14 protein-coding genes and 1 pseudogene are annotated in these 13,688 nt (G+C 63.0%); 8 read left to right on the top strand and 7 right to left on the bottom strand.

The window, feature by feature from the left end; translation table 11 throughout:
• Positions 1-3 precede the first annotated feature (3 nt).
• Entirely contained in the window at positions 4-882 is an 879-nt protein-coding gene (locus A9K68_RS01420) for an AraC family transcriptional regulator (protein ID WP_065006086.1), read from the top strand.
• A gap of 16 nt (positions 883-898) precedes the next feature.
• Here the strand turns inward: A9K68_RS01420 and A9K68_RS01425 are convergent, their stop codons facing one another.
• On the bottom strand, positions 899-1,369 hold the full coding sequence (locus A9K68_RS01425; RefSeq protein WP_036267548.1) for a MarR family winged helix-turn-helix transcriptional regulator: 471 nt from the start codon (positions 1,367-1,369) through the stop codon (positions 899-901).
• Positions 1,370-1,585: 216 nt separating this feature from the next.
• Positions 1,586-2,311 (bottom strand): intradiol ring-cleavage dioxygenase, encoded by a 726-nt coding sequence (locus A9K68_RS01430; RefSeq protein WP_065006087.1) that lies wholly within the window; start codon positions 2,309-2,311, stop codon positions 1,586-1,588.
• 192 nt (positions 2,312-2,503) lie between these two features.
• Here A9K68_RS01430 and A9K68_RS01435 point away from each other — a divergent pair, with 192 nt between their 5' ends.
• The 4 genes and pseudogenes from A9K68_RS01435 (at position 2,504) to A9K68_RS01450 (ending at position 5,532) form a co-directional block, all read left to right on the top strand.
• The gene (locus tag A9K68_RS01435; RefSeq protein WP_065006088.1) at positions 2,504-3,562 is read left to right on the top strand and encodes a GTP-binding protein; all 1,059 of its coding nucleotides are present in this window, start codon (positions 2,504-2,506) and stop codon (positions 3,560-3,562) included.
• 73 nt (positions 3,563-3,635) lie between these two features.
• The gene (locus A9K68_RS01440) at positions 3,636-3,914 is read left to right on the top strand and encodes a DUF1778 domain-containing protein (RefSeq protein WP_065006089.1); all 279 of its coding nucleotides are present in this window, start codon (positions 3,636-3,638) and stop codon (positions 3,912-3,914) included.
• Positions 3,911-4,436 (top strand): annotated as a pseudogene (locus tag A9K68_RS01445) (GNAT family N-acetyltransferase). Before A9K68_RS01440 ends, A9K68_RS01445 begins: the two are co-directional and overlap by 4 nt.
• A gap of 121 nt (positions 4,437-4,557) precedes the next feature.
• Complete coding sequence (locus A9K68_RS01450) at positions 4,558-5,532, top strand: WD40 repeat domain-containing protein (protein WP_065006090.1); 975 nt, start codon at positions 4,558-4,560, stop codon at positions 5,530-5,532.
• Positions 5,533-5,543: 11 nt separating this feature from the next.
• Here the strand turns inward: A9K68_RS01450 and A9K68_RS01455 are convergent, their stop codons facing one another.
• The gene (locus tag A9K68_RS01455) at positions 5,544-5,996 is read right to left on the bottom strand and encodes a hypothetical protein (RefSeq protein WP_065006091.1); all 453 of its coding nucleotides are present in this window, start codon (positions 5,994-5,996) and stop codon (positions 5,544-5,546) included.
• Positions 5,997-6,161: 165 nt separating this feature from the next.
• On the opposite strand from A9K68_RS01455, the gene A9K68_RS01460 reads away from it, so the two are divergent.
• The 3 genes from A9K68_RS01460 to A9K68_RS01470 all read left to right on the top strand — a co-directional run bounded on the left by A9K68_RS01460 (position 6,162) and on the right by A9K68_RS01470 (position 9,791).
• Entirely contained in the window at positions 6,162-7,544 is a 1,383-nt protein-coding gene (locus tag A9K68_RS01460) for an aspartate aminotransferase family protein (RefSeq protein ID WP_065006092.1), read from the top strand.
• 49 nt (positions 7,545-7,593) lie between these two features.
• On the top strand, positions 7,594-8,979 hold the full coding sequence (locus A9K68_RS01465) for a glutamine synthetase family protein (RefSeq protein ID WP_065006093.1): 1,386 nt from the start codon (positions 7,594-7,596) through the stop codon (positions 8,977-8,979).
• Positions 8,980-9,110: 131 nt separating this feature from the next.
• Complete coding sequence (locus tag A9K68_RS01470; RefSeq protein WP_065006165.1) at positions 9,111-9,791, top strand: UdgX family uracil-DNA binding protein; 681 nt, start codon at positions 9,111-9,113, stop codon at positions 9,789-9,791.
• Positions 9,792-9,793: 2 nt separating this feature from the next.
• Here A9K68_RS01470 and A9K68_RS01475 read toward each other — a convergent pair whose 3' ends face one another.
• From A9K68_RS01475 to guaD, 4 genes are read right to left on the bottom strand one after another with little or no spacing between them, the layout of a single operon-like run.
• Positions 9,794-11,059 carry a glycerate kinase gene (locus A9K68_RS01475; RefSeq protein ID WP_065006094.1) on the bottom strand — a complete coding sequence of 422 codons (1,266 nt, stop codon included), beginning with the start codon at positions 11,057-11,059 and terminating at the stop codon, positions 9,794-9,796.
• On the bottom strand, positions 11,056-11,559 hold the full coding sequence (locus A9K68_RS01480; RefSeq protein ID WP_029347573.1) for a heme-degrading domain-containing protein: 504 nt from the start codon (positions 11,557-11,559) through the stop codon (positions 11,056-11,058). Before A9K68_RS01480 ends, A9K68_RS01475 begins: the two co-directional genes overlap by 4 nt.
• 47 nt (positions 11,560-11,606) lie before the next feature.
• On the bottom strand, positions 11,607-12,341 hold the full coding sequence (locus A9K68_RS01485; RefSeq protein ID WP_065006095.1) for an aspartate/glutamate racemase family protein: 735 nt from the start codon (positions 12,339-12,341) through the stop codon (positions 11,607-11,609).
• 20 nt (positions 12,342-12,361) lie between these two features.
• Positions 12,362-13,687: a guanine deaminase gene (gene guaD / locus A9K68_RS01490; protein WP_065006096.1), complete on the bottom strand. Its 1,326-nt coding sequence runs from the start codon at positions 13,685-13,687 to the stop codon at positions 12,362-12,364.
• Between the last annotated feature and the right edge of the window lies 1 nt (position 13,688).

The raw sequence follows: 13,688 nt of genomic DNA on the forward strand, positions 1-13,688 counted from the left end.
GCGATGTCACACAGTCTAGATGGCGAGGCCTTCCAAGGTCTTGGACGTTTGTGCGTTGACGCGGCTGAGAACTGCGTCATCTCGGCACCCGATTCCGCCGGCATGGAGCGTATCGAGGCCCGGTTCCACGGCAGCGCGTTCGATCTCCATCGTCACGATACCTACGCCATCGGCGTGACGCTGCATGGCGTCCAGAGTTTCCGTTATCGCGGCGCGTCGCATCATAGCCTGCCCGGCCAGATTATCGTGCTCCATCCCGACGAATTGCACGACGGCGGTCCCGGCACCGAAGAGGGCCTGCGTTACAGGATGCTTTATCTGGAGCCGTCCGTCGTGCTGGACTGCCTTGATACGATCGACGCATCGCTGCCTTTCGTCAGGGATGCCGTGGTGACGGATCCTGTCTTCCGCACGAGGCTGCTTTCGGCGCTGGGGCCGTTGGACCAGAAGCTGGACGATCTCTTTGTCGCCGACTTCATTGCGCAGCTGATGCGAAGCCTGGCACGGCATGCAGGCCTGCAGGCGAAACCGATCCCAAGGACAGCATGGCGCGCGGCCAGCCTGGCGCGCGACTATCTGGAAGAGAATGTTTTCCGTATCGTCCGCTCCGACGAGTTGGAGGCGATCACCGGGCTGGATCGCTACGCCCTATCGCGGCATTTCCGTGCTGCCTTCTCCACCAGCCCGCATCGCTTTCTCTTGATGCGCCGGCTTCAACGAGCACGCCGCATGATCGAGGCAAGCGAGCCACTGGCGCAGATCGCGATAGCGGCCGGGTTCAGCGACCAAAGTCATTTCAACAGACACTTCAAGAAAGCGTTCGGTGTCACGCCGGGCCGCTGGTCGGCATTGGTCCATGGATCGTCAGCAGCCGCTGCCTGATGGCGTCAGCCGCTGATCATTCGTCGGCGTCGATCTCATCGTCGACGAGAACCATCTCGCCGTTCGAGAGGTTCGCCTCAACGCGGGCGAGCAGCTTGAACAGCGCCTTCTGGTCCTTTTTATCGAGACCCTTCAGCGCCTGCTTCTCGGTCTTCTTCACCGATTTCTCGATGGCATGAATGATTTCGCGGCCCGTGTCGGTCAGAAAGATATGGGCCTGGCGGGCATCGGCGGAAGAGGCGCGCTTTTCCAGGAAGCCCTGCGCCTGCAGCCGGTTGATGGTCTTGGTGATGGTCGGCGGGCGCACACCGAGGCGACCGGCAAGATTGCCGGGCGTCTGCCCGTCCTCACGGTCGAGCGCGAGCATGATCTGGTCCTGACCAGCATAGAAGCCGTGCCCTAGAAGCCGCGCCGCCAGCGCAGTACGTGCCAGCCGCGCCGCCGAATGCAGCCGGCTCATTGTCGCAGTCTTGTCCGCCTTGGCCATGGTCATCCCTCTTCGGCCGAACCGGTGCGGACAGCATAGAGGCAGCCGCCCGGTTGGCAATCGACGATCAAAGATCCGGCTTTGCAAAACAGCTTTGCCGGCAAGCAATGCGGTGTCCGCCGTGGCTAATGCCAGATGTTTATTTCAGTTAGATGACAAACGACTTTTCGGTAGAGGTGGACGCTTGCAGCAGGAGCACTCCACACACGACGAGACTCAACCAGCCTTCATCGCGACGATCATCAAGGCTTGGTAGGCCTCCGCCACCTCGCGCAGCGCCGCCTGCGACAGCGGCCCAGCGCGCCGCGCGATACCGTCCCTGGCATTCGACGTATCGCGCTTGCCGGACCGGTCGGTGTAAGGCGCGACAGTGGTGAATATCTGCTCGCTGAGACTATCGGGGAAAAACAGCTGGCCGGTCATCACCGAATTATCGTTGGGGAAGACCTTGAAGTGGATGTGGGTGGTGCGGCCGCGATACCAGCCGGGATAGATGGTGGCGAACGAGACGATACCGCTCTCGTCGGTCTTTTGCCAACCGCGCAGAAAACTCTGGCCTGACGTATCGACGTCCTGGCCGTCGCCTTGTCCCGGATAGCCTGAATAATGCCCTTGCGCGTCGCAATGCCAGATGTCGACACGCGCGCCGGCAAGCGGTCGGCAGGCCGCGTCGACCACCTGCAGCCGCACATTGAGAGCAATGCCCGCTTTGCCTTCGGTGATATCGGCGCGCTGGAGCTTCGGGTCGAAATAGAACGGCCCCTCAGTCGCTTCCGGCGTGATCGCGCAAACGCCGGCACCGCTATCGAACAGGGCAAGCCCGGCATAGGGCGAGGCCTGCTGAGCCAGCGCGATGCCCGGAAGGAAGACGCCGCCGCCGGCGCTGACGGCAATGAAGCCGAGCGCCTGACGCCGGCTCAACGGGGACGGTTTGTCGGACATTCGGCGCCTCTTTTGGTTTCTTTCGAGCAAGCTGCCTTGTTCTTATCTAGGCAGTGAAATCCGCCAGCGCCAAATGAAAGTTCAGCGATGTTGGGAAAGCCGGCAATGTTGGTGTTTGGCCCTTCGGTTTGCCGCGTGCAAAAGCACGGCGCACATCCTATATGGAGCCAACAATCCTTTTCGAGGCCCAACATGAGCGATGCACAGACGACGCAGATCCCCGTAACCGTTCTCACCGGCTATCTCGGCGCCGGCAAGACGACGCTGCTCAACCGCATTCTTTCGGAAAACCACGGCAAGCGCTACGCCGTCATCGTCAATGAGTTCGGCGAGATCGGCATCGACAACGAGCTGATCGTGGAATCCGACGAGGAAATCTACGAGATGAACAATGGCTGCGTCTGCTGCACGGTGCGCGGCGACCTGATCCGCGTTGTCGAGGGGCTGATGCGCCGGCCGGGCCGTTTCGACGCCATCGTGGTGGAGACGACCGGCCTCGCCGATCCGGTGCCTGTGGCGCAGACCTTCTTCATGGACGACGATGTGCGCTCCAAGACCAGGCTCGACGCCGTGGTGGCGCTGGTCGACGCCAAGCACCTGCCGTTGCGGCTGAAGGATTCCCGCGAAGCCGAGGACCAGATCGCCTTTGCCGATGTCGTCGTGCTCAACAAGACCGATCTCGTCACGCCGGAGGAACTGAGCAAGGTCGAGGCGACGATCCGCGCGATAAACCCGGCGGCCAGGATTCATCGCACCACCCGCGCCGGCCTGGCGCTGTCCGAGGTGCTCGACCGTGGCGCCTTCGATCTTTCCCGAGCGCTGGAGAACGATCCGCACTTCCTCGAGGCGCATGACGACCATGATCATCATGACCATGACCATCACGATCATGATGGGCATCATCACCATGACGGGCATGACCACCATCATCACACGCACCCTTCCGATATCCATGACGTGACGGTGCAATCGGTGTCGCTGCGCGGCGGCGAGATGGACCCGAAGAAGTTCTTCCCGTGGATCGAGAAGATCACCCAGATGGAAGGCCCGAACATCCTGCGGCTGAAGGGCATCATCGCGCTCAAGGGCGATGACGAGCGCTACGTTATCCAGGGCGTCCACATGATCATCGAGGGCGACCACCAGCGCGCCTGGAAGGACGGCGAGAAGCACGAGAGCCGGCTGGTGTTCATCGGCCGCGAGCTCGACGCCGAGCGCCTTAAGAAGAGCTTCGACGCCTGCCAGGCGTAACGGACCGAATAGGGGTTGGTTACTGCCTTCTGTACACATATCATGTGTACAGAAGTGCAAAAGAGGACAGATTATCTCCAGATCCGCCGACAATAAAACCGAACGTTATCAGATACGCATTCCACCGGCACAGAAGGCGATCATCGCCCGCGCAGCTGCGCTGTCGCAAAAGGACATGGCCGATTTCATCCTCGACAAGATCGTACCCGAAGCGCAGGCCGTGATCGAAGCTGCCGAGGTGACGAGGGCGTCCAACCGCGACTTCACACGCATCCTTGACCTACTTGAGAACCCGCCGAAACGCAACGCTAGGTTGCGAGCGGCGATCGCTGCCTTGCCGGATACTGTGTGACGCTTCCGTTCTGGCACGAGGAGTCGATTGCGAAACGCCACGATCGGGCTTCTTTCGGTTGCGGTGATGCGCAGATGAACGATTTCTGCGGCGGTTCGCGCGGCAGAGCCACGATCAGAAGCGGCCAAGACCTTCTGTGCAATCGACAACGCGGCTTCGCACCGGCTCCTCGGTTTCTATACAATCGCCCCTTCCGCTGTAGCTCATAAAGCAGTGCCCGACGCCATGACGAGAGGCTTGGCGCGACCCGAGGTTTCCGGCTTCAAGCTTGCCCGGCTTGCGACCGCCCGCGCCGTCGCCGGGCAAGGGCTCGGAGGTCAGCTGCTAGCCGCCGCAGCGTTGCGCTGCCTGCGGCTTGCAGGTGAGGGCGGCGGCATCCTGCTCATCATCGACGCCAAGAACGAGCGGGCAGCACGGTTGTTTGCCAGCTATGGTGCCGAGAGCCTCCAAGGCCAGGATTTGACCTTGGTGATGCCATTGGCGACCTTCGCAACTGGTCTGCGGGCCAAGAGACTGCTTTGACGATCGGAGTCGCCACAATTGTGGTTTCGATGCAGATCCTCATGGTTGCCGGAACCGCAAACGTCGAGTAAGCCGCCTGAACCGCCCCTGCAATCCCGTCTAGCTGTGAACCACGATAGCCATGCCCACAGTCGCCCCACTTGATCTCCAGGGTCATTGCATCGCCGCCGTCTTCCTTGGCGACGTACCGCATTTCGCACTGGCCGACGGCACAATCCATCGGCTGGACCATGGCCACAAAACGGCGCAGGCCAATGACGGGCTGCTCGCCGCGTTCCACGATGCGGCCAACGACCGGCTGATCACCGGCGGCGAGGACGGCAAGATTTTTTCGGTTATCGCCGGCGGCAATGCGGCAGAACTGGCAAGCGCCGGGAAAAAATGGATCACCAGCGTCGCCGCCGGACCACAAGGCGCCATCGCCTATGCCTCGGGCAAAATCGCCTTTGTGCGCTTTGCCGACGGCAAGACTAAAGAATTCATGCATCCGCGTTCGGTCGAAGGGCTGGCGTTCTCGCCCAAGGGCATGCGGTTCGGCGTCGCCCGCTACAATGGCGCGACGCTGCATTTTCCGGCGGCGGACGGCAAGCCAGTCGAGCTGGAATGGGCCGGCGCCCATACCGGCATCACCTTCTCGCCGGATGGCGTCTTCCTCGTCACCACCATGCAGGAGAACGCCCTACATGGCTGGAAGCTGGCCGACGGCAAGCACATGCGCATGAGCGGCTATCCCGGCAAAGTCAAAAGCCTGTCGTGGAGCGCCAAGGGAAAATGGCTGGCCAGTTCCGGCGCACCGGCGGCGATCGTCTGGCCGTTTTCGGGCAAGGACGGGCCGATGGGCAAGGCGCCGCTGGAACTCGGCACGCGCGGCAACGCCATGGTGACCTCGGTCGCCTGCCATCCAAGCCAGGATGTCGTCGCCGTCGGCTATGACGACGGCATGGTGATGGCGGTGCGTTTCGCTGACGCCAAAGAGGTGCTTCTGCGCCGACCGGGCAAGGGCGCCATCACCTCGATGATTTGGGATAGGGAGGAACGCCGCGTCGCCTTCGGCAGTGCCGCCGGCGATTGCGGCGTCATCGATATTTCCGCATAACCGGGAGTTCTCTACTCGGCCCCGCAGGAGACTTTGCCGGTCAACGCGGCAGGCATGCCATCGCCATCCGTGTCAGCCGTGCCCTCATAGATGGCGAGCGAATAGCGCCCGTCATAGGCGCCTTCTTCACTGGACTTGGTCACGATCGTCAGTTCGACAGAGCTGTAGGTGTTTGCGACCTCGTGCTCGCGATAGACGAGCAGCCGCAATTCCTTGCCGTCGAGCCAGTATTGCGTGAGGTTGGAATCCTCGAACACTGTCTTGCGCAAATCGTCGCCGACGGGTCTGCCGAGAATTTCGAGATCGCCGCGGAAATTGAACGTTGGACCGCCCATGCCTCTGGTGACGCCGGCCTCGACCTGGAATTTCACCGCTGCATCCTCGGCCGAGCACCAGATGCCGCCGGTGGCGAAGGCCGAGCCGGCCGATAACAGCAGCGTTGTTGCACAGAAGATCGTCCGCATCTTTCTTTCCCCAGCCACAAACCCTATCCGCATTGATGCTGGAGGATGCCCTCAGGTCAAGCGCCCGTCCTCTTCACCGTGGCCGCTGAACCAATGCAGGACAGCTGTGCGGCCAATTGCGGTTCCGGACGCCGATTGGCAGAGTGACGGATGAGAGGGACCTTCATGCATACTATCGACCATTTAAAGACTTCCATCGGCGGCATCAGCACTGCCCGCATCGCCGATTTGCGCGAGACCGAGGCCGAAGCCTTCCGCAAGGCAAGGCCGAAATCGGCAGCCAAGGTCGGCAACGGCCTGCCGGGCTTCTTCGGCGGCGTGCCGATGCACTGGATGAACGACTGGCCGACGCCGTTTCCGATCCTGGTCGACAGCGCCAGAGGCGCCACCATCACCGATATCGACGGCAACCGGCTCGACGATTTCTGCCTCGGCGATACCGGCTCGATGTTCGGCCATTCGCCGCCGCCGGTCGCGCGCGGCATCCGCCGGCAGGCCGGACACGGCCTGACCTACATGCTGCCTTCCGAAGATGCGGTAGCGATCGGCCCGTTGCTGCAACAGCGCTTCGGCCTGCCGTTCTGGCAGATCGCGACGACGGCGACCGATGCCAACCGCTTTGCGCTGCGCGTCGCCCGCACCATCACCGGCCGGGAAAAGATCCTGGTCTTCAACGGCTGCTATCACGGCTCGGTTGACGAGACGATGGTGCGGCTGGTCGGCGGCAGACCGGCCAACCGGCCGGGACTGGCCGGCGAATTCCGCGACCTTACCCGGACGACCGATGTCATCGAGCTCAACGATGTGCCGGCACTCGAGGCCGTGCTCCGGAATAAGGATATCGCCTGCGTCATCACCGAGCCGGTGCTGACCAATTCCTGCATGGTGCTGCCCGAACCCGGCTTCCACGACGCGCTACGCCGTCTCACCCGCGCCACCGGCACCCTGCTGCTGATCGACGAGACGCACACGATCTCGACCGGTCCGGGCGGCTACACCAGGAAACACGGCTTGGAGCCGGACCTGTTCGTGCTCGGCAAGCCAATCGCCGGTGGCGTGCCGGCCAGCGTGTGGGGGATGAGCGAAGACGTCGCCAGCCGCTATACCCACTATATCAGCGCCAAGGAACCAGGCTATTCCGGCATGGGTACGACGCTGTCGGCCAATCCGCTGCAGTTCGCGGCAATGCGCGCCACGCTCGAAGAGGTGATGACCGAGGAGAACTACGACCATATGGACCATCTGGCGCGGCGGCTCGACGCAGGGCTGACCGCCGTCATCGACCGTTGCCGCCTGCCCTGGCATGTTGCCCGAGTCGGCGCGCGCGTCGAGTTCATTTGCGCACCTGGCCCGCTGAGGAATGGCGGCGAGGCGGAAACAGCGCACGCGCCGGAGCTCGAAGCGGCTATCCATGTCGCACTGGTCAATCGCGGCGTGCTGATTGCGCCGTTCCACAACATGATGCTGATCTCGCCGGCGACCAGCGCCACCCAGGTCAACCGCCTGATCACCGCCTTCGGCGCGGTTGCGGCAAGGCTCGCGGCATGAGACAAGCTTGCACATGAGAGAAGCGCACAAGCAAATTTTGAACGCCATTATGACATCACCTTCGGGCTCGACGCCTGCCGAGGCGCAGACCTTTCTCGACGCCCATCCCGAAATCGAAGCGTTCGACATCGTGCTGACCGACGCCAATGGCGTCGGGCGTGGCAAGATCGTGCGCCGGCACGAATTGAAGAGCATCTTCGAGGGCGGCCGGCACATGCCGATCTCGATCCTCGGTCTCGACATCACCGGCGAGGACGTTCACGAGACGGGGCTGATCTGGACGACCGGCGACGGCGACCTGCGGGCATGGCCGATCCCCGGCACGCTGGTGCCGCTGTTCGGCACACAGCCGCCGCGCGGCCAGGTGCTGATGGCGATGTATCATCTCGACGGTCAGCCCATGTCCTCCGATCCGCGGCTGGCGCTGGCCCGTCAGGTGGAGATACTGGCGGCCAAGGGCCTGCATCCGGCCGGCGCCTTCGAGCTCGAATTCTTCCTGCTCGCCAACGAGCGCGACGCCGACGGCAAGGTGCAGCCGGCAGACGCGGTGCTCGACGGCCGACGCTCGGCCAAGACCGAGGTCTATTCCGTCGACCATCTGCACGGCATGGAGCCACTGTTTTCCGACATCTATGCCGCGGCCAAGGTGCAAGGCATCCCGGCCGAGACTGTCATTTCCGAATATGCGCCCGGCCAGTACGAATTGACACTGAACTACCGCAACGATGTGATCCGGGCGGCCGACGACCTCGTCATGCTGAAGCGGCTGGTGCGGGCACAGGCGCGCCGCCACGGCGTCACCGCTTGCTTCATGGCCAAGCCGATCGAGAAATATGCCGGCTCTGGCATGCATTTCCATGTCTCGCTGCGGGACAACGCCGGCAAGAACGTCTTCACTGAGGCTAGCGGCGAGACTTGGTCCTTGCCGCTGCTGCGCGGCCTTGGCGGCCTCATCCAGACCATGGCCGAATCGATGCTGGTGTTTGCGCCGCACGCCAATTCATGGCGGCGTTTCGTTTCGCAATCCTATGCGCCGGTGGCGCCGACCTGGGGCGTCAACAACCGCTCGGTGGCGCTGCGCGTGCCGGCGGGTGATGCGAAAAACCGGCGCATCGAGCACCGGCCGTCGGGCGTCGACGCCAATCCCTATCTGGTAGCGGCAACTGTGCTGGCCGGCATCACTAAGGGTCTCGACGAAGGCCTCGATCCCGGCCCCGAAACCACCGGCAATGGCTACGAATCGGCAATCACGCGCACGACCATGCCGGTGGACTGGCGCGCCGCGATCGAGGCCGCGCGCGCGTCGACGTTCCTCAAAGGCGCACTGGGCGAAGACCTGCACCGTACGTTTGTGTCGATCAAGCAATCCGAATATCTGCGCGTGGCGCGCACGGTCAGCGAACTGGATTATCATCTCTATCTGCACGAGGTGTAGGCATCGCGTTGTCGGCCATCCGCCGGTGAAGGCGCAGGCGTGTGTAATTTCAACGGAACCTTCCGCGGGCTTTGCTCATTGCGTGTCTGATCGCAGCAGCGGACAAGGCCGCATCAGCCATGATCGCCAGGATGCAGACAAATCCCACGCCACACCGCGCTAAGGTGCAGGCAAGACGCTGGCCGAAGCCTGAATTGCCTGGGACGACGGAAGGCGACGACGCAAGATCTATTCCCGAACTCAGCGAAGTGGCGAAAGCCTGCCGCCGCTGCCCGCTTTGGCGCAATGCAACACAGACCGTGTTCGGCGAAGGGCCTGACAAGGCCAGGGTGATCTTCGTCGGTGAACAGCCTGGCGACCAGGAGGATTTGGCCGGCAAACCCTTCGTCGGGCCGGCGGGCAAGGTCTTCGACGCCATCCTTGAGGATGCCGGCGTCGACCGGTTGAAAGTCTATGTCACCAACGCGGTCAAGCATTTCAAATTCGAGCCGCGCGGCAAGAGGCGCATTCACTCCAAGCCAAATGCCGGCGAGGTGCAGGCCTGCCGCTGGTGGCTCGACAAGGAGCTCGAAATGATCAAGCCCAATCTGGCGGTGGCGCTCGGCGCAACAGCGGCGCAGTCGCTGCTCGGCAAGGTCGTGCCGATCATGAAGATGCGCGGCGAGGTCGTGGAGCGCGACGATGGCTTGCGTGTGTTCGTCACCATCCACCCGTCCTTCATCCTGCGTATTCGCGAGCCGGCGGACAAGCAGGCCGAGCGCGAGCGGTTCCTGCAGGACATGAAGGCGGTAAAAAAGCTGATGGCGGCCTGAACCTATCTGATCAGGATCGCCCTTAGGTCATTGACATTCGTCCCGGTCGGGCCGGGCATAAAAAGATCGCCGACGACGTTGAATGCCGTCCAGGCATTGTTGCCGGCGAGCATGGCCTTAGCATCGACGCCCGTCGCCCGCATCCGCGACACCGTCGAGCCATCGGCGAAGGCGCCGGCATTGTCCTCAGAGCCGTCGATGCCGTCGGTGTCAGCGGCCAGCGCGTGGATGCCATCCATGCCGCTGATGCCGATAGCGAAGGCGAGCAGGAACTCGCTGTTACGGCCGCCCTTGCCTTTTGCCCGCAAAGTCACCGTCGTCTCTCCACCAGACAAGACCAACACGGGCTTTCGGAAGGGCCGGTTGCGCGTCGCGACTTCGCGGGCGATCGCAGCGTGGACACCGCCGACCTCGCGTGCCTCGCCCTCGATGGAATCGGAGAGGATGACCGCCTCGATGCCATGGCGCCTGGCTTCGGCTGCAGCCGCTTCCAGCGATACGCCGGCCGAGGCGATCAGATGCACTTCGTTGCGCGAAAAACGCGAATCGTCGGCGCGCGGCGCATCTGCGGCCGGCGAATTGATATGCGCCATCACCGCAGCCGGCAGTTTCATGCCATAGGCGGCGATCGATGCCAGCGCCTCTTGGCGGCTGCCCGAATCGGGAACGGTCGGACCGGAAGCGACCAGCGCCGGATTGTCGCCCGGAATGTCGGAGACGACCAGCGACATGACCTTGGCCGGATAGGCGGCCGCGGCCAATCTACCGCCCTTGATAATGGAAACATGCTTGCGGATAGTGTTCATGGCGGCGATCGGCGCGCCGGAGGCGAGCAGCGCCTCGTTGACGGCGATCTCGTCGGCCAGCGTCAGACCTTCCGCGGGCGCCGGCAGCAGCGCCGACCCCCCGCCGGAAATGAGCGCCACGACCAGATCATCCGCGGTCAGCCCCTGAACTTTTTCGAGCAGCCGGCGCGACGCTTCGAGCCCTGCGACGTCCGGCACCGGATGCGCCGCCTCGATGATCTCGATGCGCTGGCATGCCGCAGCGTAGCCGTAGCGGGTGACGACCAGCCCTTCGATCGGCCCGTCCCACACCTTCTCGAAAGCCGCCGCCATCTGCGCCGAACCCTTGCCGGCACCGACGACGATAGTGCGCCCTTTCGGCCTTGCCGGCAGGTGATCCCTGATGGTCCTCTGGGGATCGGCAGCGGCGACGGCGGCATTGAAGATGGCGGTGAGGAAGGTCTTGGGATCGATCTCGGTCATTTTGCTTCCGGCGGCAGTGCCAGTTCGCACCCGTCGACGCCGAGATGGCTGCACAGCGCATCGACGACGACGCCGTGATCCTCGCGCTCCGGCAGGCCCGAGACCGCGATCACACCGATCACACCGGCGCCCTTGACCGTGACTGGAAAACCGCCGCCGGCCAGCACGTAGTCTGATATGTCGAGCCCCTCGCCCGGCTTGAAGCTGCGGTCGGGACGCTGCTGCTCCAGCACCATGCGGTAGGTGCTTTTCAGGAACCGCCGCACTACGTTGATCTTGCGCCGCGCCCAATCCGGATTGGAGGCGTTCGAGCCCGGCATTGCCGCGTAGAACAGCGGCCGGTCGAAGGTTCTGATGTCGACGATGATCGGCAGATTCTCGGCTAGTGCCCGGTCGCGGATCGCCGAGCCGATCTTGAAGGCGACAGCCTCATCAAAGGCCGGGAAGACAAGCTCGGCTTCCTGTTTCTGGATCAGAGCGATATCGTCCGCAACGGCCATGTCGTTCCCCTGTCAACTCCACGCTTTGACCGATGGCTGCCGCCGGGTCAAGCCTGGGATGCTTCACGCGGATCCGTCTCCAGCGCCAGATCGACCGCGGCCTCGGCATGAAGAACCGTTACGTCGAAGGCTGGCACAGGATAGTCGTCCGTGTCGAGCAGAAGCGGCAGTTCGGTGCAGCCGACGATGATCGCTTCCGCGCCCCGGGCCTGGAGATCACGCGCCATTTGCAGGAGCGCCGCCTTGGAGGCGTTCTTGACGGCGCCCAGGGTCAGCTCGTCAACGATGATCCGGTGCAAAGCGGTGCGCTGCTCCTGTAGCGGCGTGATCACGTCGAGGCCATGACGGTCCCTGAGCCGTTGTCTGAAGAAATCCATCTCCATCGTGTATCGGGTTCCCAAAAGTCCGACGCGCGAGAAACCCCGGTTGCGGATCGCAACTGCAGTCGGATCGGCCAGATGGAGCAATGGGATACCAATCGCCGCCTCAACCTGATCTGCAACCGAGTGCGGGGTGACCGCGGTGATGATCACGAAGTCTGCCCCGGCCCTTTCCAGGCACCGCGCGGCCTCGGCAACTCTTTCACCGACGCTATCCCATCGATCCATGGAAGCCATGGTGTTAAGTTCGTCGAAATCGAGCGTGAACAGTACGGAGCGCGCATTGTGATGGCCGCCAAGCCGGCGATGTGCGGCCGCGTTCAGCAGCCGGTAGTAGAGGGCGCTCGACTCCCAGCTCATTCCTCCGACCATTCCGATCAGCTTGGACTGGCGTACTGTCATGCTTGAACCCACCGATTACTTCATAGCCCGACGTTAAGTCCCAGATCGCTTTTCATCGCACGTCCGGCGACATAGACCTCGCGCACGGCGCGGTCGTCGCCCTGTGTCTGCAGCAGAAACAGTTCCTCCGCCAGCGTGTCCGCCGTCTCCCTCCGCAGCCGCATGGCCGGCGTGGCGCGGGCGTCGAGGACGATAATATCGGCATCGCTGCCTTGGTCGAGCGTGCCGACTTTTTCCACGACCGACAGCGCCTCGGCATTGCCGCGGGTGAGCTGCCAGAACGACTGGAACGGGTTGAGCTTCTCGCCGTTCAGCGCGACCACCTTGTAACCCTCATCCATGGTGCGCAGCATCGAGTAATTGGTGCCGCCGCCGACATCGGTGGCGGCGGCGATGCGGAGGGCTTTGTCACGCGTGCGGTAGCGCTGATAGTCGAACAAGCCCGAGCCGAGGAACAGGTTCGAGGTCGGGCAGAACACGGCCACCGAGCCCGTGTCCGAAAGCGCATCCGCCTCGCGTTCCGACAGATGGATGCAGTGGCCGAACAGGCTTTTGCGCCCGAGCAGCCCATAATGCTCGTAAACATCGGTATAGTCGCGTGCCTGTGGGTAAAGTTGCAGCGTAAAGGCGATCTCGGCGTGGTTTTCCGACAGATGCGTCTGCATGTGCAAATCAGGATATTCGCGGCAGAGCGCGCCTGCCATCTCCAACTGCTCGGGTGATGAGGTGATGGCGAAGCGCGGTGTGATGGCATAGTGCTGGCGCCCCTTGCCGTGCCATTCGGCGATCAGCGCCTTGCTGTCGTCATAACCCGATTGCGGCGTGTCGAGCACACCCTCCGGTGCGTTGCGGTCCATCATCACTTTGCCGGCGATGTTGAGCATGTTGCGGTCATGCGACTCGGCGAAGAACGCTTCGGCCGATTCCTTGTGAACCGAGCAATAGGCGGCGACGGTCGTCGTGCCATGACGCACCATCTCGTCGAGGAACAGCCTGGCGATGCGTCGGCCATGCTGTGCGTTCTGGAATTTGGTCTCCTCGGGAAAAGTGTAAGTGTTCAGCCAGTCGAGCAGTTCCGCGCCATAGGAAGCGATGACCTGCATCTGCGGAAAATGCGCATGCGCGTCGATGAAACCAGGCAGCAGCAGGTAAGGGCGGTGGTCGATCTTTTTTACGCCTTCATCAGCTTTTTTCTCGACGTCGGCGTAGGCGCCCGCGGCAACGATCCTGCCGTCGCGGAGCAGCAGGCCGCCGTCATCCTCGTAGCGCCAGGCGGAATGGTCGTCGACGGTCTCAGGCCAGCGCAGGAAAGACAGCGTGCGGCCGCGCAGGAGTGTGCTGGTCATG

The organism is Mesorhizobium sp. AA22 (assembly GCF_001672375.2).
GTDB classification, from domain to species: Bacteria; Pseudomonadota; Alphaproteobacteria; order Rhizobiales; family Rhizobiaceae; genus Mesorhizobium; species Mesorhizobium wenxiniae.